The sequence below is a fragment of the Mycobacterium sp. ELW1 genome, assembly GCF_008329905.1.
GTDB lineage: Bacteria > Actinomycetota > Actinomycetes > Mycobacteriales > Mycobacteriaceae > Mycobacterium.
Genome location: NZ_CP032155.1, coordinates 1,451,187 through 1,471,849, shown reverse-complemented (window position 1 = coordinate 1,471,849; position 20,663 = coordinate 1,451,187). Strand labels below are relative to the sequence as shown.

The window sequence follows — 20,663 nt, the reverse complement described above, 5'->3', positions numbered from 1 at the left end:
TAGTGCCATGGCGGTCCGACATTGATTCTGTTAAACGGGTTCGGGTGAGATGGTCTTGGCCGTTCGCCGTTGGTGATGACTCGTGGTCCGACTGATGCCCTGTTGGGTTGTCTTCCAATTGATTTGTCTCACCAGCGCCGTGCGGTCAGGCACCGCAAACGAGAGCCCGGCGGGGCGGACATGACTTAATCAGGAGCCTGGACAGTTCCCTCGTCAATGTCTTGTCTGCCCGTCCCGCCGGGTTGTCACCCACCGCCGCAAAACGGAGAGGACACCCACCATCGTGACATCCCCACGCCGCGTCGTCATCGGCGTCGATACCCATCTCGACACCATTCACCTCGCAGCACTGACCGATAGCGGTCAACCCCTCGGCGATGCCGAATTCAGGACCAACCCGACCGGCTACTACGTCGCGATCACCTGGGCCCGAAGCTTCGGGGAGGTGTTCATTGCCGGGGTGGAGGGCACCAGCAGCTACGGCGCCGGGTTCACCCAAGCGTTGCAGGACAACGATATTCACGTCGTCGAAGTCAATCGGCCCGACCGCGGCGCTCGGCGCCGTCACGGCAAGTCCGACCCGTTGGATGCCTACAGTGCCGCCCGCGCGGTGCTATCCGGTCACGGTCTAGCAGTTCCCAAAGACCGCACCACCGGTGCGCTCAAAGCCCTCCTGATCGCCCGCCGTGGCGGCATCAAAGCCCGCAGCGCAGCCATCCAGCAGATCAAAGACCTGCTCGTCACCGCACCGGCTGACCTGCGCGAGCGCTACCGCCGCTACCCGACAACCTTGCGGCTGGTGCAGGCGTTAGCGCGCTGCCGGCCCACCGCCCACCACGACCCGACCACTAACGCGGTCCTCACCGCCTGCAAAGCCCTGGCCCAGCGCATCGAGTTCCTCGAGCGCCAAATCGGCGAGCTGACCACCCAACTCGACACCATGACCCGCGCCCTGAACCCCGCGCTACGCGCCGCCTTCGGGGTAGGTCCCGACACCGCCGCCCAGTTGCTGATCACCGCCGGCGCCAACACCGACCGACTGCGCTCCGAGGCCGCCTTCGCCCGCCTCGCCGGGGTGGCCCCTATCCCGGCCTCCTCCGGCAAAACCACCCGCCACCGGCTCTCCCGCGGCGGAGACCGAGCCGCCAACAACGCCCTGCACCGCATCGCGCTGGTCCGCTGGTCTCACGACGAACACACCCGCACCTACGCCGCCCGCCAACTCGCCGCCGGCAGATCCAAAAAAGACGTCCTGCGCCTACTCAAACGCGCCATCGCCCGCGAGATGTTCAAACACCTCACCGCACCCTGCCCAATCGATGACTACAGCGACCTCAGACCCACCCGACAAGCCCGAAACATCACCCTGACCAGCGCCGCACAACACCTCGGCGTCTGGCCCACCGTCATCTCACGACTCGAACGCGGACTCCAACGCCACGACACCCTGGCCACCACCTACCGCCACTGGCTCAACACCCACCACATTGACGCCGCTTGACTCCTAACACAGATAGGAGCATCACGTTTGACGAGCCTGATGTCAGCATTGACCACATGACGACGTGGCGAGACATCCGGACCGCGGAGCCTGAGTTCGCGGACCGCGTTCAGGCACTGTTCGACGCGCACAAGCACAAGACCATTGCGACCCTGCGTGCCGACGGGTCACCGCGAATCTCCGGCATCGAATGCACCTTCGCCCACGGCGAGCTGACGTTCGGCTCAATGCCCAACGCACGCAAGGGTTCCGACCTAAGCCGCGATCCCCGCTTCGCGCTGCACACCGCGACCGTCGACCCGGTCGAAGGCAACGAAGCGGAATGGCCCGGCGAGGCGAAGATCGCCGGACGGGCCGTTCCCTGCGGTCCCATCCCCGACGGTCCCGACGGCGACCTCTTCCGCGCCGACATCACCGAGGTCGTGCTCACCCACCTCAACGACGCCGCCACACTTCTCGTCATCGAGTGGTGGACACCCACCCATGGTCTGAAAGCCGTCGAGCGCGAATAGCCCTCAGGTCAGCCGGTCCTTGAGGAACTGGACAACCCGCTTGCGCGCCTCGAAGGCCGGGTGCCCCTCGACCTCGCGCACCTCGAGAGCGAGCACCGAGTGCGCCATCCGGCCGAAGCCGCCGGCGTTGCCCTTCGACGAGTCGATCTCGATGACCTCGAACGAGTCACCGAGCCTGTCCTTGAGCGTCTTGAACCGCTCGGCCGGCGCCATCGGATCCTCACTGAAGCGCAGACCCATCGCGCACAAGCCCTCTTCGGCGGCCCGCTTCTCGATCACCTTCAGCTCGCCCTCACTCATCCCGGGGTCGCGTTTCTGCTTGGGCGTCAAGGCGATCGGCACCGACGGCTGACTGAGCACCGAGGCAAGCACACTGTCGTCGACGGCGGCCGCCAGCGCGAAACCACCGGAGAAGCACTGCCCGATCACCCCGACACCCTTGCCGCCGGCCTTCGCCTTCAGATCCCGCGCCAGCGCACGCAGATACTGCGTCACGGGCCGATCCTTGTTCGTCGCGAACGCGGCGAACTCCCGGGCCACGCATGCGCGCGCCAGCACCGGCACCATCGCCGGCGTCATCGACGGCGCCTCCGGAGTGCCGAACAACGAGGGGATCGCCACGGTAAACCCGTTGTCCACCAAATAGTTTCCCAATGCCAGGACACCGGGGTGCACGCCGGGAATCTCCGGGATCAGCACCACCCCGGGCCCCTCGCCCTTGCGGTAGACGTCATGGGTGATACCGGCTGCCGTGAACGGCGCGCCGACCCATCCGGTCAGATCGGCTTCAGGTCCGGGCATTGACGTCTCCTCATCAGCCGGGCGGCAGGGGCTTCTGCGTCTGTGTGGCAACGGCCAGCGTACGGAAGTCGTCGCTGCTCCCGGCCCCGGTTATGGCGATTTGAGCGGGGCCGGCCTGGCTGTCGAGGCGAGTGGTCCACACCGGCTCGGTACCCTCACCGCCCTCGTAGACGATCCACTTCACGCCGTCGACGTCCTGGGCGCCGGTGGGATACATCGACCGGTGGATCGAGCCCACCAGCGCCTGCTCGTCGGCATTGCTCTGGGTGAGGCTCACATACATCTTGGACGCGGCGAGGTAGCCGACGGTCGCGGTGACGGCGCGCTGGCGCTGCCCGGTGGCGTCGGTACGCCCGGCGTCGATTCCGCCGCGGCTGCCGGAGTTGGCCCGCCAGCCGGCGGGGACCTGCGGCAACCGGATCGGGATGGCCAATGTCTCAGCGTCGGCCTTCAGCGCCGCGGCCGCGTCGTACGGCGGTGGTGTCCCGTCTCGAGGGCTGTTGGGCCGTACCGAACACATCCCCACCAGCCCGGCCAGCACGATGCAGGCCACGATCAAGGGCGCCAGCGACCAGAACATGTCGCGACCGTCCTGGAGCAGCCTGGGCTTGGGCTCCCGGGGCGGTATGCCGGTCTCGGACGAGGTACTCACGCCTGCCAGTATCCCAGGTCTGGACGGCTGGCCGGCTTCTGGGACAATCTCAGCCATGCCAGACGCCCGCCGCCGTGAAGCGCCCGATCGCAACCTCGCCCTCGAATTGGTTCGGGTAACCGAAGCAGGCGCCATGGCCGCCGGCCGGTGGGTCGGCCGAGGCGACAAGGAAGGTGGTGACGGCGCCGCCGTCGACGCCATGCGTGAGCTGGTCAACTCGGTGTCGATGCGCGGCGTCGTGGTGATCGGTGAGGGCGAAAAAGACAACGCCCCGATGCTCTACAACGGTGAAGAGGTCGGCAATGGCGACGGGCCGGACTGCGACTTCGCCGTCGATCCGGTGGACGGCACCACCCTGATGAGCAAGGGCATGCCGAACGCGATCTCGGTGCTCGCGGTCGCCGAGCGCGGCGCGATGTTCGACCCGTCGGCGGTGTTCTACATGAACAAGATCGCCGGCGGCCCCGACGTCGCCGACTTCATCGACATCACCTCGCCGATCGCCGCCAACATCCAGCGCATCGCCAAGGTCCGCAAGGCCTCGGTCTCCGACATCACCGTCTGCATCCTGGATCGGCCCCGGCACACCAAGCTGATGGCCGAGGTCCGCGACGCCGGCGCCCGCATCCGGCTGATCTCCGACGGCGACGTCGCGGGCGCCATCTCGGCCTGCCGGCCGGAGTCCGGCACCGATCTGCTCGCCGGTATCGGCGGCACACCCGAGGGCATCATCACGGCCGCCGCGATCCGGTGCATGGGCGGCGAGATCCAGGCTCAGCTCGCGCCCACCGATGACGAGGAACGCCAGAAGGCTCTGGATCGCGGCCACGATCTGGACCGGGTCCTGACGACCCGCGACCTGGTCGCCGGGGAGAACGTCTTCTTCTGCGCCACCGGCGTCACCGACGGTGACCTGCTCAAGGGTGTCCGCTACTTCGGCGGCGGGTGCACCACCCAGTCGATCGTCATGCGTTCGAAGTCCGGCACCGTCCGGATGATCGACGCCTATCACCGGCTCTCCAAGCTCAACGAATACTCCGCGGTGGATTTCACCGGGGACAAGACCGCCGCATATCCACTCCCCTAAGAAAGGCGTTTGATGACCGACAGTGCTGTCGAGGGCGAATACCGCATCGAGCACGACACGATGGGCGAGGTCCGGGTACCGAAGGACGCCCTGTGGCGCGCCCAGACCCAGCGGGCCGTCGAGAATTTCCCGATCTCCTTCCGCGGTCTCGAGCGCACCCAGATCCGCGCGCTCGGGTTGCTGAAAGCCGCGTGCGCACAGGTGAACAAGGACCTCGGCAAGCTCTCGGCGGAGAAGGCGGACGCCATCATCGCCGCTGCCGGTGAGATCGCCGACGGGCTGCATGACGACCAGTTCCCCATCGACGTCTTCCAGACCGGTTCGGGCACCAGCTCCAACATGAACGCCAACGAGGTGATCGCCTCGATCTGTGAGCGCAACGGCGTGACGGTGCATCCGAACGACGACGTGAACATGTCGCAGAGCTCCAACGACACCTTCCCCACCGCCACCCACATCGCAGCGACGGAAGCCGCTGTGCGCCATCTGATTCCGGCACTCGAGGTGCTGCACGAGTCACTTGCCGGTAAGGCCCGCCAGTGGCGCACCGTGGTGAAGTCCGGGCGCACCCACCTGATGGACGCCGTCCCGGTGACCCTCGGCCAGGAATTCGGCGGCTATGCCCGCCAGGTCGAGGCCGGCATCGAACGAGTCAAGGCCACCCTGCCCCGCCTTGGTGAGCTGGCCATCGGCGGCACCGCGGTCGGCACCGGACTCAATGCTCCGGACGGCTTCGGCGCCAAGGTCGTCGACGTGCTCGTCGAGCAGACCGGTCTGGCCGAATTGCGCACGGCGAAGGACTCTTTCGAGGCCCAGGCCGCCCGGGACGGGCTGGTGGAGGCATCCGGTGCGCTGAAGACCATCGCCGCGTCGTTCACCAAGATCGCCAACGACATCCGCTGGATGGGCTCGGGCCCGCTGACCGGCCTGGGCGAGCTCCAACTCCCCGACCTGCAGCCGGGCAGCTCGATCATGCCGGGCAAGGTCAACCCGGTGATCCCCGAAGCGGTCACCCAGGTGGCCGCGCAGGTCATCGGCAACGACGCCGCGATCACCGTCGGCGGGTTGTCGGGCGCGTTCGAGCTGAACGTGTACATCCCGATGATGGCGCGCAACCTGCTGGAGTCGTTCACCCTGCTGTCCAACGTCTCGAAGTTGTTCGCCACCAAGTGCATTGACGGCCTGATCGCCAACGAGGAGCATCTGCGCGAGCTGGCCGAGTCCTCCCCGTCGATCGTGACGCCGCTGAACTCGGCGATCGGCTACGAGGAGGCCGCGAAGGTCGCCAAGCAGGCGCTCAAGGAGAAGAAGACGATCCGGCAGACGGTCATCGACCGCGGCCTGATCGGCGACAAGCTCTCCGAGGAAGAACTCGACAAGCGCTTGGACGTGCTGGCCATGGCGAAGGTCAAGGACGGCGACTGAGCGCTTGCGCGACGCTCACTATCGAGGGGCCGGGTTCACAACCCGGCCCCTCGATGGCGTTATGCGCGAAAACTCGGCATGGAGTCCCACGGCTGACAATGCCGTATCACCAACGGGACAGCTAACCCGAATTTCAGCATTGCTCGCGATGGCAAATACATGGACACACGCCTACCCTCGGGGTTCAGCCGACGGGGGACGCGCCCGACCGCTCGGAACACGGCCGAATTTAGCTGTGGCAACGTCAATTTCGTGAACTTCTGTCGCGCGGGACCACCCACCTTCGCCGATCTGTGACAATTTTGCCGAAATCCTTGACCGCTGATTCAGCAAATGCCTACATTGAGCCATCCGCTCACAGCAAACAATCAAGTTTGCCCGGTGGCGTTGAATCAAGGGGGTTCGCATGTCCAAACACCGCAAGGTCGGCCGTCCCGCTGGCATGTCAGCACGGCGATGCATCACCGCCGGGGTCGGCGGAACGGCGATGCTGAGTGTCGGCGTGCTGCTCGCGTCCTCCCCCGACACACCGCCCCCGGTGGCCAGTTCACCCGCCGTCCAACTGGCGTCGTTCGGATCGCCGTTGGCGCCCTCGCCCTTAAGCCCCGGCACGGACCTGTGGTTCCTCGACAACCACAACTCGTTGATCGGCGGTGCATTCACACCCACCGCGCTCGCCTCCGCCGTCACCGTCAACGGTTTCGACGTCTTTCGGCCGATCGGCCGTGGTGGTTGGCTGATCGGTGACGGACTCGACGCCCAAGCCGGCTGCACGGGTACTGAATGCAATGGCGGCAACGCCGGCATCTTGTTCGGACGCGGTGGCGACGGCCTGAACGGAGGCAACGGCGGCAACGGCGGACTCTTCTTCGGCGCCGGCGGGACCGGCGGCACCGGGCTGGCCGGCCAAGTCGGTGGCCGCGGCGGAAACGGCGGACTCTTCTTCGGCGCGGGCGGCGCCGGCGGCCAGGGCGGCACCGGCACTGCGGGCACCGCCTCGTCGGTGACCGGAGGCAAGGCCGGAAACGGCGGCCAGGGCGGAAGCGGCGGATTCTTCGGCGGCTCGGGTGGCATCGGTGGCAAGGGCGGCACCGGCGGGGCCGGTTACGGCAACCCGTCGGGCGTGGTGCCGCCTGGTGCCGGTGGTGACGGCGGCGACGCCGGGGCAGGCGGCAGCGGCGGGATCTTCGGCGGCACCGGCGCGACCGGCAACGGCGGCGACGGTGGCACCGGCGGAAATGGCGTCAACAGCGACGATTCCACCGAGCCGGCCGGCAGTGGCGCCGACGGCGGCAACGGCGGCGCGGGCGTGGTCGGCGGCACGGGCGGCCAAGGCGGTCAAGGTGGTACCGGCGGCGCGAACCTTGGCGCGAACGGCACCGGCGGAACCGGTGGCAGCGGCGGCAAGGGCGGTAAAGGCGGCACCGGCAGCACGGCCGGCGGCACTGGTGGCCAAGGCGGCCAGGGCGGTACCGGCGGCCAGGGCGGCACCGGCTCGGGCGCTGCGGGAGGCGGCGCAGGCACCGCCGGACAGGGTGGCCAGGGCGGAACGAGCTCTACCGGAGCAGGCGGGAAGGGCGGCAAGGGCGGCACCGGCGGTACCGGCGGCTCGACCGGAGCGGGAGGGACCGGTGCCAACGGCGGAACCGGAGGCGCCGGTGGCGGTGGTGGCGCCGGCAGCAGTGGCGCGACGCCCGGTAACGGCGGAAACGGCACGAACCCGGGCAACAACCACAACGGCGCCAACGGCGGCACGGGTGGTGCCGGTGGCAGCGGAGGCGACGGAGCCGGCGCAGCCTAGGCTAGGCGCCCTGCCGATAGCGTGAAATCCCAAGGGGCGCAGTGACGCTGTGCAATACCAGGCTCAGCGTCACCGCGATCACCCCGGCCTGGGTGAGCACATCGGGATGTTGGATCTCGCCACGCTCGATCACCAGCAGCCCCAGCACCACGGTGCCGATGCCCCTGGGCCCGAACCAGCCGATGAACACCCGGTTGTAGGCGGGTAGATCGGTGCGGATCAATGCGACCAGCACCGCGACCAGGCGCACGCCGAACACCGCCACGATGCAGAACAGCACCACTCGCCAGCTGGTGTGCTGCCAGGCGTCGATCACCGCGAATGCGCCGAACATCGCGAACACCAACAACTCGAGGAGCTGTGCGGTGGCATCCGTTACCTGGTTCGACACTTGGGTGTTGCTGCGCCGCGCTACGACCGCGAACGCAAGACCGCCGGTGAAGGCGGCCACGAATCCGCTGGCATGCACCCTCTCGCCGAACTCGAAACAGATCAGCGCGACGGCCAGCGTGGCCAGCTGAGCCCAGGTGTCATTCATCCACTCCCGACGCCGCGACCACGCGATCACCGCCGCGCCCAGCAGTCCGACGGCCGCGCCGATGGCCAGCGACACCACCTCGGTGCGTACGACAAACCAGGTCCAGTCCCGGGGGCGTTCGTCGGTGTGCGCCGAGGCCAGGGCGAGCGCGGCCAACAACACGGCCAGCGCAAAACCGTCGTAGAAGCCGCTTTCCACCGACAACGCGTTGCGCACCCGCTCCGGAATCCGGCCGTCCTCGGTCAGCGCCTCGATGAGCGCCACCTCGGTGGGCGCCACGATCGCGGCCAGGCATACCGCCTCCCACCACGGCAGCACCGGCAGCAGCGCCGCCGCGGTCAGCGTGCCCAGCACCAGAGTCAGAGGTATCCCGATCACCAGCAGCCGGAATGTGACGTGCCCGCGCCGGAACACCTTGGCCGGGTCCAGCTTGGCGGCCTGGTTGAACAGGATTACAGTCAGCGCGAGCTGCGCCAGGACGGTGAATCCCTCGGTACCCGGGCCGGCTTGCAGCACGTTGAAACCGAAGGGCCCGAACAACATTCCCAGCCCAACGAAGATCAGCGCCGGCGCGACGTACCACCGGCCGACCAAGCCCGACACCACGGCGTAGCCGAGGACCAGGAGGGTCAGGACGAACGAGGTGGCGGTGTGCACCTACGGCCGGACTACGCGCCGTTGTTGGAGCCGCCGGAATTGGCCCCCGGGATATCGGTGATCGGAATGTTCGGCATCGGCTTCGGCGACGGGGTCGCAGGCAGGGTGGGGATGTCGCTGGCCGGGATGTCCTGCAGCTCATTGGCCGGCGGCCCGTTGTCGCGGCCGCCGTACACGCTGCCCGGCGCGCGCGGGCCCAGCATCTGGGTCACGGTCACCAGGTGGTAGCCGTTGGCCTTGAGGACCGGGATGAACTGCTCGACCAAGTCGACCGTCGACGAATAGGTGTCGTGGAACAGCACCACCGAGTTGGGCTTGATCTGGGTCATCAGCATGTAGCGGGTGGCGGCGGTGTTGGAGTCGTTCATCCAGTCGAACGGGATCACGTCCCAGAGGATCGCGGCGAGGCCGTACTGGGCTGCCACCTTGTTGACCGCGTCGTTGGTGAGCCCACCGGCGGGCCGCCACAGCACCGGGGTCTGCCCGGTGGCCGCCTTGATCGCATCGTTGGCCTTGCTGAACTGGGCCGGCACATCCTCCGGGGGGATCGCCGTCATGTTCGGGTGCTCCCAGGTGTGGCTGCCGAGTTCCATGCCGGCATCGACCACTCGCTTCGCGCCGGCCGGGTTTGCGGCCACCTTGTTGCCGATCTCGAAGAAGGTGGCCTTCGCACCGTTGTCGTTGAGGATGCCCAGCAGCCGGTCGGTGTACGGCGAAGGCCCGTCGTCGAAGGTCAGCGCCACACATCTGACCACCGAGCAGTCGACGGAATCGGCCTTGGCCACCTTGACGTGCCCGGTGAAGCCCCCGATCACGACGACGGCCACACCCGCGACGACACCGATCACGGTCCGCAGGTAGGACCAGGACAGGCTGTCGGGACGGCGCGGCACGCCCAAGAGTTTACCGGCGCATCATGGCAGGGCTCCGGGGCTGATCTCCTCGAGCATCTCGGTGACCAGTGCGGCGATCGGCGAACGTTCGCTGCGCATCAGCGTGATGTGGGCGAACAGCGGGTGGCCCTTGAGCTTCTCGATGACCGCGGCGACACCGTCGTGACGCCCGACCCGAAGGTTGTCGCGCTGCGCGACATCATGGGTCAGCACCACCCGCGACCCGCTGCCCAGCCGCGACAGCACGGTCAGCAGCACGTTGCGCTCCAGGGACTGCGCTTCGTCGACGATCACGAACGAGTCGTGCAGCGAACGGCCGCGGATGTGCGTCAGGGGCAGCACCTCCAGCATCCCGCGAGAGAGCACTTCTTCCAGCACGGCCGGTGACGCCAGTCCCTCGAGGGTGTCGAAGACGGCCTGCGCCCACGGGCCCATCTTGTCGCTCTCGCTGCCCGGCAGGTAGCCCAGTTCCTGGCCGCCGACGGCGTACAGCGGCCGGAACACCACGACCTTGCGCTGGGTGCGGCGCTCGAGCACCGCCTCGAGACCGGCGCACAGCGCCAGCGCCGACTTGCCGGTGCCGGCCTTGCCGCCCAGCGACACGATGCCCACCGATTCGTCCTGCAGCAGATCGAGGGCGACGCGTTGTTCGGCGGACCTTCCCCGGAGGCCGAACACTTCGCGATCACCCCGCACCAGCTGAACCTTCTTGTCGGCGTTCACCCGGCCCAGCGCGCTGGAGTTGGCGCCGAGCAGACGAACGCCGGTGTGGCACGGCAGGTTACGCGCCTCTTCGAGATCGATCTCGCCGTCGGCGAAGATCGTGTCGACATCCTCGGGGGCCACATCGAGCTCGGTCATCCCGGTCCAGCCCGAGGTGATCACGTCCTGGGCGTGGTATTCGTCGGCCAGCAAACCGACCGCGCCCGCCTTGACCCGCAGCGGAATGTCCTTGCTGACCAACGTGACTCGCTTGCCCTCGGCAGCCAGGTTGGCGGCCACCGTCAGGATCCGCGTGTCGTTGTTCTCGGTGCGGAACCCGGACGGCAGCACCGACTGGTCGCTGTGGTTGAGTTCGACGTTGAGCGTTCCGCCTTGTGTGCCAATGGGTATCGGCTGATCCAAGCGACCGTGTTCCAGACGGAGATCGTCGAACAACCGCAGCGCCTGTCGGGCGAACCAACCCAACTCGTGGTGGTGGCGTTTGGCTTCCAGTTCACTGATGACCACGAGCGGTACCACCACTTCGTGTTCGGCGAACCGGGTGCACGCCCACGGGTCGGACAACAGAACTGAGGTGTCGAGCACATACGTCCGAACGGGCGACTGCGAATCGGTCACTGGGCGCTCCTCAGGTTCACGCGGTCCCCGCGAACCCCTCGGCGGACACTGCGGCACCAGGACCGGGACCGGTCCTGTCGTAGTCGAAACGATAGGTACCGCCCGGACAGCAGAGCATGTCGCTAGCCATCGAAAGTGACGCTACTCCGGTAGCGCGGTGCGCGCCGATCAGGCGCGCGGGCGTGTTACGAGCGAACGATTTTCTTCAGCGTCGCCTCGTCGGTCAGACCCCAGGCCGCGATGCGATCGGTGACCACCTTGCGCGAGGTTTCGTAGCCGAAGATGCCGGCCTGAGCGACGTTGTTCAGCTTGTCCTGGTACTCCCAGATGTCGCCGCCGACCAGACCGAAGCCGCCCGCGCGCCGGGCGATCGAGTTGATCGTCGACTCCCGGTGGGTTTGCAGGCAGTGCGCAACCAGGTTGGCGAAGAACTCTTCGTGCCGCTCTTCGTCGGCGGCGATTCGGCCAACCAGTCCCTTGAGCACCGGCTCGTCGATCCTGGCCTCGAGGTTGCGGGTGAACACGGCGTGGGCACGCTCGTAGAGCGCCATGAACACCAGCGTCTCGATCTGGGTGAAGCTCTTGGCCCGGTAGCCGCGCATGACGTGGTTGACGCGAACGTCCTCATTGGCGGTCGGATCGAAGTTGCGGGTGACGACGAGGTAGTTCCGCAGCGCGATGGCGTGCAGGTTCTCCTCGGCGGTCCAGCGGCCCAACCAGCGGCCCCACTTGTCCTGGAGGATGAAATGTTCGACCAGCTCGCGGTGGTACCCGGCGAGGTTGTCCTTGGTGATCAGCAGGATCTCCAGGGCGTCGACGACCTCGGAGGGCAAGGTGACCTGGGCGGGCTCCCAGTCCTTGCCGCCCAGAAAGGCGAAGTTCTCGCCCTGGTCGAACGGGACGTAGTCGTGGCCGTACCACTCATCGGCGGTGGCCAAATAGCGAACCAGATTGTCAGCGACAACCGGCTCAAGTTCGAGCGTCAGCGCATTCGCGACAGGTTTCTGTGCCATGAAGTAACTGTAACTCAAAGACACGGGTGTTTAAAAACCCGGCCACCGGCGTTTCGCCGGCCCGACTTCCTACAGGGTCAGCCCGGGATACAGCGGGTTGGCCGCCAGCATTTCGGCGGCGGCGGCGTGCACCCGATCCGCCGTGCCATCGGCCAGCGTGTACTTGGCCTTGGACGAACCCTCCGCCTGGGTGTTGGTCAGCACCTCGACCACCAGCTCGGCGACCCGGTCGAACTCCTCGGGACCGAACCCACGGGTGGTCAGCGCCGGCGTGCCGAACCGGATGCCGCTGGTGTACCAGGCGCCGTTCGGGTCGGACGGGATCGCGTTGCGGTTGGTGACCACACCGGAATCCAGCAGCGCGGACTCGGCCTGACGGCCGGTCAGCCCGTAGGACTGGACGTCGAGCAGCACCAGATGGTTGTCGGTACCGCCGGTGACCAGGGTCGCGCCCCGCTTGAGCAGACCCTCGGCGAAGGCCTTGGCATTGTCGGCGATCCGCTGGGCGTACGCCTGGAACGACGGCTGGCGCGCCTCGGCCAGCGCAACGGCCTTGGCGGCCATGACATGTGACAGCGGCCCACCCAGCACCATCGGGCACCCCTTGTCGACGGCGGGGGCGAACTCCTCGGTGGCCAGCACCAGACCACCGCGCGGGCCGCGCAGCGACTTGTGCGTGGTCGTGGTGGTGACGTGGGCGTGCGGCACCGGATCCTCATCGCCGGTGAACACCTTGCCTGCGACCAGCCCGGCGAAGTGCGCCATGTCGACCATCAGGGTGGCGCCGACCTCGTCGGCGATCTCGCGCATCGTGGCGAAGTTGATCCGCCGCGGGTAGGCCGAATAGCCCGCGACCAGGATCAGCGGCTTGAACTCCTTGGCGGCGGCACGGATGGCGTCGTAGTCGATCAGGCCGGTCTGAGGATCGGTGCCGTAGCTGCGCTGGTGGAACATCTTGCCGGAGATGTTGGGCCGGAAGCCGTGGGTGAGGTGACCGCCCGCGTCGAGCGACATGCCCAGCAACCGCTGGCTACCCAGCCGGGCACGCAGCCGTTCCCACTCGGCCTCGGAGAGGTCGTTGATGTGCTTGACCCCGGAATCGGTCAGGGCGGGCGCCTCGATCCGGGTCGCCAGGATGGCCCAGAACGCGACCAGGTTGGCGTCGATGCCCGAGTGCGGCTGGGCATAGGCGTAGGGGGCGCCGAAGAGTTCGCGCGCGTGCTCGGCGGCCAGCGACTCGACGGTGTCGACGTTCTGGCAGGCAGCGTAGAACCGGTGGCCGACCGTGCCCTCGGCGTACTTGTCCGAGAACCAGGTGCCCATGGTCAGCAGCACCGCGGGTGAGGCGTAGTTCTCGCTCGCGATCAGTTTCAACGAATCCCGTTGATCGGCAAGCTCTTTGCGGGTCGCATCGGCAATCCGCGGCTCGACGGACTCGATGACCTTTAACGCCGCCCGGTACGCCTCGCTGGCGGTGGCGGCGTAGTCGGCGCCCTGAGCGGGGGCGTGAGTCGAAATCGTCGAGTCTGCGGTCATGACCCAAGCCTATCCGGCCCTGTTCAGGCCGCGTCGACCCGCAACGCAGACGGAATCAGCGGCTCGTCGAGCAGCCGGCCGAACCGTTCGGTCAGGCTCACCCCGGCCGGCCGGTCGTCGAGCCAGCCCCGCAGCAGGCGGTACCCCTCGACGTAGGTACTGGTGTAGGCGCGCCACAGCGGCGAGGACAGGAACCGCAGCATCTGCCGGGCTCGGGTGTCGTCGACCAGCAGCCAGCGCTGCAGGAAGGCGACGACCTCGTCGACGTCACGATGCTCGTCATGCAGCATCAGCGCCGCGTCCTGGCGGACGTCGGCGAGCGCCGCCGTCGCCTCCGACAGCGCCTCGGCCCGCTCGCCGTCGAACCGCAGCCCGAGGTCGGCGTAGATGTCTCCGGCCCAACTCCCCCACCGCGGCCCGACCGCGGCATACAACGCCAGGTCGGCGAGCCCTTCGGCCATCAGGCACTGCGGGGTGTTCACCAGGAAGATGGTCTGCTCCTGCTGGTCCTGGCCGGCCACCAGCCCGGCCTCCTTGCGGCAGTGCTCGGTGTGGTGACCGGGGTAGGCCTCGTGGGCCACCAGCCGGGGCAGGTTGGCCATCTGCTGCTTGAGGTCGGCATTGACCGCGACCGTCGAGCGGTAGTCGCCGTTGTAGTAGTTGAAGCCGGACCACGGCTTGTCGGTGACCACCTCGTAGACGATGGTCTCGGCGTCGGGCAGCGGGTAGGTGGCCCGCACCGTGTCGCGCAGCGCGCTGGAGAACGCGTGAATGCACTCCTCGAGCCGTTCAGGCGGGATCTCGTCGGAGCGGCGGTGCGCCTCCATCCGGTCGGCCAGCGGCCCGCTGCCGCCGAGGACCTCGTCGATGCGGGCGTGGGCGGCGCGGTAGCGCTCGGGGTCACCGCGGCTGATCTCGACGTCGAAGTAATTACGCACCTCGTCGACGAAACCCACGTCCTCGCCGGCGAACTTGCGCGCGGAGAACTGCAGGGCCCGCAGATGTGCACCGATGAAGTCGGCGCGCTGGTCGGTGAAGCCACCCGTGCGGGCGACGCCGGGCAGTTCGGCCAGCAACCGGTCGGCCTGCCGGACCAGTTCGGCCGGCTCGGGAGCGGGCTCGTCGGCCACGGCGCGGCGCAACTCGGGATCGCCGGTGAAGGAATCGACGTAGCCGTCCTCGATACGGTCGAACCGCAAACCGAGGGTTAAGTAATCGCGGATAAGGGTGCCGGGCTGCATGTCAACCAAGCTAACTGCAAGACTGGCACCATGGCGCGGCTGAGCGAACCCAGCCCTTACGTCGAGTTCGACCGGAGTCAATGGCGTTCACTGCGCATGTCGACCCCGTTGAAGCTCACGGAGGACGAACTGATCGGGCTGCGCGGCCTGGGCGAGCAGATCGACCTGCTCGAGGTCGAAGAGGTCTACCTTCCGCTGGCCCGGCTCATCCACCTGCAGGTGGCTGCGCGTCAGCGGCTGTTCGCCGCCACCTCCGAGTTCCTCGGCGAGCCGCAGCAGAACCCGGACCGGCCGGTGCCGTTCGTCATCGGTGTGGCGGGCAGCGTGGCCGTCGGCAAGTCCACCACCGCCCGTGTCCTGCAGGCGCTGCTGGCCCGCTGGGAGCACCACCCCCGCGTCGACCTGGTCACCACCGACGGCTTCCTGTATCCCAACGCCGAACTGGACCGTCGAAACCTGATGCATCGCAAGGGTTTCCCGGAAAGCTACAACCGCCGCGCGCTGATGCGGTTCGTGACGACGGTGAAGTCCGGCGCCGATCAGGTGTGCGCCCCGGTGTACTCACACCTGATCTACGACATCGTCCCGGGCGAGAAACACGTCGTGACCCACCCGGACATCCTCATCCTCGAGGGACTCAACGTCCTGCAGACAGGTCCGACCCTGATGGTGTCGGACCTGTTCGACTTCTCCGTCTACGTCGACGCCCGCATCGAGGACATCGAGAAGTGGTACGTCGACCGGTTCCTGGCCATGCGGGCGGGCGCGTTCGCCGACCCGGCGTCGCACTTCCACCACTACGCGGGCCTGACCGACACCCAGGCCGTCGCGGCCGCCCGGGAGATCTGGAGTTCGATCAACCGGCCCAACCTGATCGAGAACATCCTGCCGACCCGCCCGCGGGCAACGCTGGTGCTGCGCAAGGACGCCGATCACTCGATCAACCGGCTGCGGCTGCGCAAGCTCTAGCGGGAGACCTAGTTGGTCGGCGCTCCGGTGAGCGGGTTGAGCCGCAGCACCGGCAGCGGGAACTCGAACTCCGCCTCGGCGCCGTCGGGATCCTCGTAGAGGCCCACGCTGTAGACCCCCGCGGAATACACGGTGATCGGCAGGTGGTGGGCGAAGACCCGGAACTTCACCGGCACCCCGGGGTTGTCCGGCCACTGCCAGGCGAACTCCAGCAGCCCGACCCGCTCGCCCTCAGGCGATTTCGCGACGATGAAGCGGCGCGGCTCGTAGTCGGTGCCGCCCTGGGCGTGCACAGCCAGGACCAGCGGCACGGTGATCTGCGCTGGCAGGCTCTCCACGTAGCAGCTCGTCATCGGGAAGCCTTCTGCGGTGACCCCGCCGGCTTCTTCCAGGACCGCCTTGCGCGCGGCGGCGAACGCTACTACATGCATGGGCCCAACCCTAGCCCCGCCGCGCGTCCGGGCAGGACCGGTCACGCCTTGATGCGGCGAACCCCGAGGTACTGCAGGTCAGCGAACACCAGGGTGTAGACGCCACTTGCCAGCATCGCGACCACGCCCGCCGTTGTCATATCGAGCGCGATCACGACCACGACGGCGGCGACGGTGAAGACCAGATTCGCGATCGCGGTGGCGATGCCTGCGGTGCGCACGTGGCGCAGTCTCGCGGCGAGGAACACCACCACGGCGTAGACGACGAAGACCGCCCCGGTGGTGAACTCGGCGGCTTTCGGGAAGCCGGTGAGCCCGGAGATCGGGCCGGCGGCGGCCATCAGGGTGATGCCGCACAGGCCGGACAGGATGGCGTCGACCCGCATCGCCATGCGCAGCAACGAATCCGACGAGGTGGTGGTGGACAGGGTGGTGGTCATGAGTGTGCCTCCAGACGGCGAATTCCGAGGTATTGCAGGACAGCGAAGGTGGCGGTGTAGAGGCCGGCGGCCAGCGCGGTGATGGATCCCAAGGTGGTCAGCGGCAACACCGCGGTCTCGGCGAGTGCGATGAAGCCGACGGTGCCCGCGACGTTGAACGCGACCAGTCCCGCGCCGACGCGGCGAAGGTCGGGTGACGCGGCCAGCGCGTAGACGACGAGCCCGCAGAGGACGAACGCGGCGCCGGCGATATAGCCCTGCGCCGCGGTCAGACCCGTCAGCCGGCCCAACGGGTCGGCGGTCGCCGCGATGGCCAGCCCGAGCACGCCGGTGAGGGTGGCGTCGATGCGCATCGCGAAACGCAGTAGCGAATCTTGTGAATCGGAGAACGGATGGTTCCCGGTGGTTATGGCGGTCATGGTCATCACGGTGCTCGCCGAGCACTGCCAGATCGACGCCTGGCACTGCCAAGCACTGCCAAGTGCAGCTCAGGGCTGTGAGACGGCCATCCGGGCGCGCAGGTCCGCGGCGATCAACCGGGCCGCGGCGTTCTGCCAGTTGTGCAGCGAACGCTGCGGCACCTCGGTGACGAACCACTGCCAGGCCTGCCGGGCGACCGGATCCAGGCCGGCGGCGGTGGCGTTCTGGGCGTAGGCGCGCACCCCGACGACGTACGGGAAATACAGCGAGTTGTAGTAGCGCCAGTGCTCTGTCGTGCCGAACTCGCCGCCGTCGCGGGGCTTGAGCCGGGCGATGTGATCGGCCAGCAGTGCCTTGAGTTCGTTGGCGCGCTCCACCGGCTGGTCGGCCGCTCCGCGGGCGGCCAGCCGCTGGTCGATGACAGGCAACTGCGTGAGTGGGCTGGCGACGAGTTTGGACAGATCGCCGTAGTGGCCCAGGGCGCGGCGGGTCAGCCGCGCGAAGGCCTCGTCGTCGAGGGCGTCCAACGGGTTCTCGGCGACCAGCGGCAGCGCGGCTTCCGCCCCGCGCAGGGCGGCGCGGTCGGCGCGCAGACGCGGCGACCGCGAGAAGGCCAGCCGGTCCAGCAGCCCGGCCAGCGGGTCGGCCAGCACGTTGATGGCGATGGCAACCGCGAGACTGGTGAACAGCAACGCGGTCAGCGCGGTGCGCCCCGGGCCGTCGGCGCCGGTGACCGCCATCCCGATCAGCGCCTGCCCACCGAACAACACCGCCACCACCGCCGATGCGATGAACGACCGCAGCATGTCGGCGCGCAGTGCCTGGCCTTCGTCGAACGCATCCCACAGCGCGACCGCCAGACCCAGCAGCAGCACGTCAAAACCGGTGGACGCCAACGCCAGCCAGCTCGGCACCAAGCCCAGCGGGATCACCAGGATCGCGTTGCCCAGCGCGAAGAACAGCGTGGCGATGACCACCACACCGGCGACCCGGCCGGGCTGCGCGGCCCGGCGTACGGCGGCCACCGTGGCGCCCAGCGTCGACACCGAGATCACCGCGAACATCACCCAGTGGCCGGTGCGCAGCGGGCCCTCGACCGAGCCGGCCAGCACCGCGCCCACGACTGTCAGTGCGGCGACCACGCCGACGAGCGTCAGTTCGGTGGCGCGCCCGCGCCAGGTGTCGGTCGGTCGGGCCAGTTCCAGGACGACGGCGAACCAGGCCACCCCGGGCACCGCGACAAGGTAGATCTCGATCTGGCCGAGCAGGTGGGCGTGCGCGACGCTGACTACCCGCACCGCATCCAACGCCACCACGGCGGCGAAACCGCACAGCCCCACCGCGGCCAGTGCCAGCACCGGTTTACGCGGATCACGCGCCAACAGATACAAGCCGAGCCACCAGCTCAGCGTGAACACCACTGCTGACAGCGCAGCCATCACATGCCGAATCGACGATGTCTGCGGCTATAGGCGCGCAACGCGCGCAGGAAGTCCACCCGGCGGAACGCCGGCCAGTGCGCCTCGGTGAACCACATCTCCGAATAGGCGCTCTGCCACAACAGGAAGCCGGACAGCCGCTGCTCCCCCGACGTCCGGATCACCAGATCGGGATCGGGCTGCCCCGAGGTGTACAGGTTCTCCGAGATGCCGTCGATCGTGACGGCTTCGATCAGCTGTTCGGGGCTGGCACCGTTGGCCAGCTGCTTGCTCAGCAGCGCACGCACGGCGTCGACGATCTCCTGGCGACCGCCGTAACCGACGGCGACGTTGACGTGAAATGCCGCCGTCGACGCCAGCGGCGCGGTGCTGTCCACGGCGTCGCGCAGCCGTCGCGCCGGCTCCTCGCCGAGAAGTTCCAGATCGCCGACGGTCCGCACACTCCAGCGGTTGGCCGGTGCACATATCTGTTCCACGACGTCGGTGATGATCTCGATCAGCTCCGACAATTCCTCCGGATCGCGCTGCAGGTTCTCCGTCGACAACAGGTACACCGTGGCCATCTCGATGCCGGATTCGGCGCACCAGCGCAGCATTTCGGCGATCTTGGCCGCACCCATCCGATAGCCGTAGGCGACGTCGTCGTGACCAGCATCACGAGCCCAGCGCCGGTTGCCGTCGCACAGGACGGCGATATGGCGGGGTAGCTGCGACTTGGAGCGCGCCAGCTCCTGGCGCAGCCGCATCTCGTAGAGCCGGTAGGCCGGGTCCTTGAGACGCGGGGGAATGATCTCCACGACAATCCAGACTACTGTGAGCGATAGGTAGCCCCTGGGCAATGGAGGTGAGATGACCGCAGGAGTCGACACCACCGATCCCCGCCGATCCAAGTCATCCGACGCGGAGGACTTCCCCGAGGCCGTCGTCGACGCCGCTGTCGAGTTCTTCGGAAAACCACGGCTGCGAGGCTGGATTCACGTCTATGCCGCCGTCATCGCGGCGATCGCCGGTGCCGCGCTGGTGTCGGTGTCGTGGTCGGTGGAATCGACGAGGGCCGGCGTCTCCACCCTGATCTACACGCTGACGATCGTGGCGATGTTCACCGTCAGCGCCACCTACCACCGGGTGAACTGGACGTCGCCGAACGCCCGCAAGTGGATGAAGCGGCTCGACCACTCGATGATCTTCATCTTCATCGCGGGCAGCTACACGCCGTTCGCGATGTTGGCGCTGCCCGAGAAGAGCGGCGCCGTCCTACTGACGATCGTGTGGAGCGGCGCGCTGGCCGGCGTGGTCCTGAAGTGTTTCTGGCCGTCGGCGCCGCGGTGGGTGGGCGTTCCGCTCTATCTGCTGCTGGGCTGGGTCGCGGTGTGGTTCATCGTCCCGATCATGAACGGCGCCGGGGTCGCCGCCATGGTGCTGCTGATCGTCGGCGGCGCGTTGTACAGCGTCGGCGGGGTCCTTTACGGACTGAAGTGGCCCAACCCGTGGCCGACCACGTTCGGCCACCACGAGTTCTTCCATGCCTGCACCGCAGTGGCGGCCACCTGCCACTACATCGCGATGTGGTTCGCGGTCTTCTGACTGGGACTGCTCAGAGCTGGGTGACGTTCTCCGGGCCCCAGTAGGCCTTCATCGACGTGATCTCGCCGTCGTTGTTGAACGCCATCACCTCGATGACCTCGATCCGCATCGCGCCCGCGACCGTGAGGGCGAACATGAACGCCGCCTCGGTACCACCTGCGCGGAACGACAGCAGCTCCGACTTCACCTCGGCGCCTTCGACGTTCTTGTAGAAGCCCTCGATCGCCTGCCGGCCGATGTGGACTTCGCCGCAGCCGACCGGATCCTCCAGCGTGGCGTCCTCGGCGTACAGCGCCGCGACATCGGCCGCTTTGCCCGCGGCGACGGTGCTCAGGTAACGGTTGACCAGGGCTTCGAGATCGAGGGCATCACTCATGGCCGC

The 20,663-nt window shown here is 67.7% G+C and carries 21 protein-coding genes; 7 read left to right on the top strand and 14 right to left on the bottom strand.

Annotated elements, in window-relative coordinates; translation table 11 throughout:
- Window positions 1-283 precede the first annotated feature (283 nt).
- Together D3H54_RS06870 and D3H54_RS06865 are read left to right on the top strand one after the other, a co-directional pair.
- Window positions 284-1,501, top strand: a complete 1,218-nt coding sequence (locus D3H54_RS06870; protein ID WP_149378412.1) for an IS110 family RNA-guided transposase — start codon at window positions 284-286, stop codon at window positions 1,499-1,501.
- 56 nt (window positions 1,502-1,557) lie between these two features.
- On the top strand, window positions 1,558-2,013 hold the full coding sequence (locus tag D3H54_RS06865; RefSeq protein WP_149378411.1) for a pyridoxamine 5'-phosphate oxidase family protein: 456 nt from the start codon (window positions 1,558-1,560) through the stop codon (window positions 2,011-2,013).
- Between the two features lie 3 nt (window positions 2,014-2,016).
- On the opposite strand, the gene D3H54_RS06860 is transcribed toward D3H54_RS06865, so the two are convergent.
- Both D3H54_RS06860 and D3H54_RS06855 read right to left on the bottom strand, forming a co-directional pair.
- Entirely contained in the window at window positions 2,017-2,814 is a 798-nt protein-coding gene (locus D3H54_RS06860; protein ID WP_149378410.1) for a dienelactone hydrolase family protein, read from the bottom strand.
- Window positions 2,815-2,827: 13 nt separating this feature from the next.
- A complete protein-coding gene (locus D3H54_RS06855; protein WP_149378409.1) occupies window positions 2,828-3,523 on the bottom strand; it encodes a DUF4245 domain-containing protein in 696 nt (231 codons plus the stop codon).
- On the opposite strand from D3H54_RS06855, the gene glpX reads away from it, so the two are divergent.
- The 3 genes from glpX (at window position 3,522) to D3H54_RS06840 (ending at window position 7,779) form a co-directional block, all read left to right on the top strand.
- Complete coding sequence (gene glpX / locus D3H54_RS06850) at window positions 3,522-4,553, top strand: class II fructose-bisphosphatase (RefSeq protein ID WP_149378408.1); 1,032 nt, start codon at window positions 3,522-3,524, stop codon at window positions 4,551-4,553. The genes D3H54_RS06855 and glpX overlap by 2 nt on opposite strands.
- A gap of 12 nt (window positions 4,554-4,565) precedes the next feature.
- Window positions 4,566-5,978 carry a class II fumarate hydratase gene (locus tag D3H54_RS06845; RefSeq protein ID WP_083120736.1) on the top strand — a complete coding sequence of 471 codons (1,413 nt, stop codon included), beginning with the start codon at window positions 4,566-4,568 and terminating at the stop codon, window positions 5,976-5,978.
- A 406-nt stretch (window positions 5,979-6,384) separates the two neighbouring features.
- Entirely contained in the window at window positions 6,385-7,779 is a 1,395-nt protein-coding gene (locus tag D3H54_RS06840) for a hypothetical protein (RefSeq protein ID WP_149378407.1), read from the top strand.
- 1 nt (window position 7,780) lies between these two features.
- On the opposite strand, the gene D3H54_RS06835 is transcribed toward D3H54_RS06840, so the two are convergent.
- The 6 genes from D3H54_RS06835 to D3H54_RS06810 all read right to left on the bottom strand — a co-directional run bounded on the left by D3H54_RS06835 (window position 7,781) and on the right by D3H54_RS06810 (window position 14,998).
- Window positions 7,781-8,974 carry a cation:proton antiporter gene (locus tag D3H54_RS06835; RefSeq protein WP_149378406.1) on the bottom strand — a complete coding sequence of 398 codons (1,194 nt, stop codon included), beginning with the start codon at window positions 8,972-8,974 and terminating at the stop codon, window positions 7,781-7,783.
- Between the two features lie 11 nt (window positions 8,975-8,985).
- On the bottom strand, window positions 8,986-9,867 hold the full coding sequence (locus D3H54_RS06830) for a polysaccharide deacetylase family protein (protein WP_149378405.1): 882 nt from the start codon (window positions 9,865-9,867) through the stop codon (window positions 8,986-8,988).
- A gap of 21 nt (window positions 9,868-9,888) precedes the next feature.
- A complete protein-coding gene (gene phoH2 / locus D3H54_RS06825; RefSeq protein WP_149378404.1) occupies window positions 9,889-11,208 on the bottom strand; it encodes an RNA 5'-3' helicase PhoH2 in 1,320 nt (439 codons plus the stop codon).
- Window positions 11,209-11,393: 185 nt separating this feature from the next.
- Window positions 11,394-12,221: an acyl-ACP desaturase gene (locus D3H54_RS06820; RefSeq protein WP_149378403.1), complete on the bottom strand. Its 828-nt coding sequence runs from the start codon at window positions 12,219-12,221 to the stop codon at window positions 11,394-11,396.
- A 69-nt stretch (window positions 12,222-12,290) separates the two neighbouring features.
- On the bottom strand, window positions 12,291-13,757 hold the full coding sequence (locus tag D3H54_RS06815; protein ID WP_149378402.1) for a glycine hydroxymethyltransferase: 1,467 nt from the start codon (window positions 13,755-13,757) through the stop codon (window positions 12,291-12,293).
- A 23-nt stretch (window positions 13,758-13,780) separates the two neighbouring features.
- Window positions 13,781-14,998, bottom strand: coding sequence for a DUF885 domain-containing protein (locus D3H54_RS06810; RefSeq protein WP_149378401.1), 1,218 nt, complete (start codon window positions 14,996-14,998; stop codon window positions 13,781-13,783).
- Between the two features lie 30 nt (window positions 14,999-15,028).
- Between D3H54_RS06810 and coaA the strand changes: the two genes are divergently transcribed.
- On the top strand, window positions 15,029-15,967 hold the full coding sequence (coaA, locus tag D3H54_RS06805; RefSeq protein WP_149378400.1) for a type I pantothenate kinase: 939 nt from the start codon (window positions 15,029-15,031) through the stop codon (window positions 15,965-15,967).
- A gap of 8 nt (window positions 15,968-15,975) precedes the next feature.
- Here coaA and D3H54_RS06800 read toward each other — a convergent pair whose 3' ends face one another.
- From D3H54_RS06800 to D3H54_RS06780, 5 genes are all read right to left on the bottom strand, one after another.
- Window positions 15,976-16,398 (bottom strand): hypothetical protein, encoded by a 423-nt coding sequence (locus D3H54_RS06800; RefSeq protein ID WP_149378399.1) that lies wholly within the window; start codon window positions 16,396-16,398, stop codon window positions 15,976-15,978.
- Window positions 16,399-16,439: 41 nt separating this feature from the next.
- Window positions 16,440-16,838 (bottom strand): hypothetical protein, encoded by a 399-nt coding sequence (locus D3H54_RS06795; protein ID WP_149378398.1) that lies wholly within the window; start codon window positions 16,836-16,838, stop codon window positions 16,440-16,442.
- On the bottom strand, window positions 16,835-17,257 hold the full coding sequence (locus D3H54_RS06790) for a hypothetical protein (protein WP_149378397.1): 423 nt from the start codon (window positions 17,255-17,257) through the stop codon (window positions 16,835-16,837). The genes D3H54_RS06795 and D3H54_RS06790 overlap by 4 nt, the downstream gene beginning before the upstream one ends.
- Before the next feature lie 69 nt (window positions 17,258-17,326).
- A complete protein-coding gene (locus D3H54_RS06785; RefSeq protein ID WP_149378396.1) occupies window positions 17,327-18,697 on the bottom strand; it encodes a hypothetical protein in 1,371 nt (456 codons plus the stop codon).
- On the bottom strand, window positions 18,697-19,494 hold the full coding sequence (locus D3H54_RS06780) for a (2Z,6E)-farnesyl diphosphate synthase (RefSeq protein ID WP_149378395.1): 798 nt from the start codon (window positions 19,492-19,494) through the stop codon (window positions 18,697-18,699). The genes D3H54_RS06785 and D3H54_RS06780 overlap by 1 nt, the downstream gene beginning before the upstream one ends.
- Before the next feature lie 52 nt (window positions 19,495-19,546).
- Between D3H54_RS06780 and trhA the strand changes: the two genes are divergently transcribed.
- Window positions 19,547-20,281, top strand: a complete 735-nt coding sequence (gene trhA / locus D3H54_RS06775; protein WP_149378394.1) for a PAQR family membrane homeostasis protein TrhA — start codon at window positions 19,547-19,549, stop codon at window positions 20,279-20,281.
- 10 nt (window positions 20,282-20,291) lie between these two features.
- On the opposite strand, the gene D3H54_RS06770 is transcribed toward trhA, so the two are convergent.
- Window positions 20,292-20,657 (bottom strand): nuclear transport factor 2 family protein, encoded by a 366-nt coding sequence (locus D3H54_RS06770; protein WP_149378393.1) that lies wholly within the window; start codon window positions 20,655-20,657, stop codon window positions 20,292-20,294.
- Window positions 20,658-20,663 lie beyond the last annotated feature (6 nt).

What these genes read in the sequence shown, in the direction of transcription:
- D3H54_RS06865 (WP_149378411.1), top strand. Translation starts at nt 1,558, where the DNA reads ATGACGACGTGGCGAGACATCCGGACCGCGGAGCCTGAGTTCGCGGAC.
- D3H54_RS06860 (WP_149378410.1), bottom strand. Translation starts at nt 2,814, where the DNA reads ATGCCCGGACCTGAAGCCGATCTGACCGGATGGGTCGGCGCGCCGTTC.
- glpX (WP_149378408.1), top strand. Translation starts at nt 3,522, where the DNA reads ATGCCAGACGCCCGCCGCCGTGAAGCGCCCGATCGCAACCTCGCCCTC.
- D3H54_RS06855 (WP_149378409.1), bottom strand. Translation starts at nt 3,523, where the DNA reads ATGGCTGAGATTGTCCCAGAAGCCGGCCAGCCGTCCAGACCTGGGATA.
- D3H54_RS06845 (WP_083120736.1), top strand. Translation starts at nt 4,566, where the DNA reads ATGACCGACAGTGCTGTCGAGGGCGAATACCGCATCGAGCACGACACG.
- D3H54_RS06840 (WP_149378407.1), top strand. Translation starts at nt 6,385, where the DNA reads ATGTCCAAACACCGCAAGGTCGGCCGTCCCGCTGGCATGTCAGCACGG.
- D3H54_RS06820 (WP_149378403.1), bottom strand. Translation starts at nt 12,221, where the DNA reads ATGGCACAGAAACCTGTCGCGAATGCGCTGACGCTCGAACTTGAGCCG.
- D3H54_RS06815 (WP_149378402.1), bottom strand. Translation starts at nt 13,757, where the DNA reads ATGACCGCAGACTCGACGATTTCGACTCACGCCCCCGCTCAGGGCGCC.
- D3H54_RS06810 (WP_149378401.1), bottom strand. Translation starts at nt 14,998, where the DNA reads ATGCAGCCCGGCACCCTTATCCGCGATTACTTAACCCTCGGTTTGCGG.
- coaA (WP_149378400.1), top strand. Translation starts at nt 15,029, where the DNA reads ATGGCGCGGCTGAGCGAACCCAGCCCTTACGTCGAGTTCGACCGGAGT.
- D3H54_RS06800 (WP_149378399.1), bottom strand. Translation starts at nt 16,398, where the DNA reads ATGCATGTAGTAGCGTTCGCCGCCGCGCGCAAGGCGGTCCTGGAAGAA.
- D3H54_RS06795 (WP_149378398.1), bottom strand. Translation starts at nt 16,838, where the DNA reads ATGACCACCACCCTGTCCACCACCACCTCGTCGGATTCGTTGCTGCGC.
- D3H54_RS06790 (WP_149378397.1), bottom strand. Translation starts at nt 17,257, where the DNA reads ATGACCGCCATAACCACCGGGAACCATCCGTTCTCCGATTCACAAGAT.
- D3H54_RS06785 (WP_149378396.1), bottom strand. Translation starts at nt 18,697, where the DNA reads ATGGCTGCGCTGTCAGCAGTGGTGTTCACGCTGAGCTGGTGGCTCGGC.
- trhA (WP_149378394.1), top strand. Translation starts at nt 19,547, where the DNA reads ATGACCGCAGGAGTCGACACCACCGATCCCCGCCGATCCAAGTCATCC.
- D3H54_RS06770 (WP_149378393.1), bottom strand. Translation starts at nt 20,657, where the DNA reads ATGAGTGATGCCCTCGATCTCGAAGCCCTGGTCAACCGTTACCTGAGC.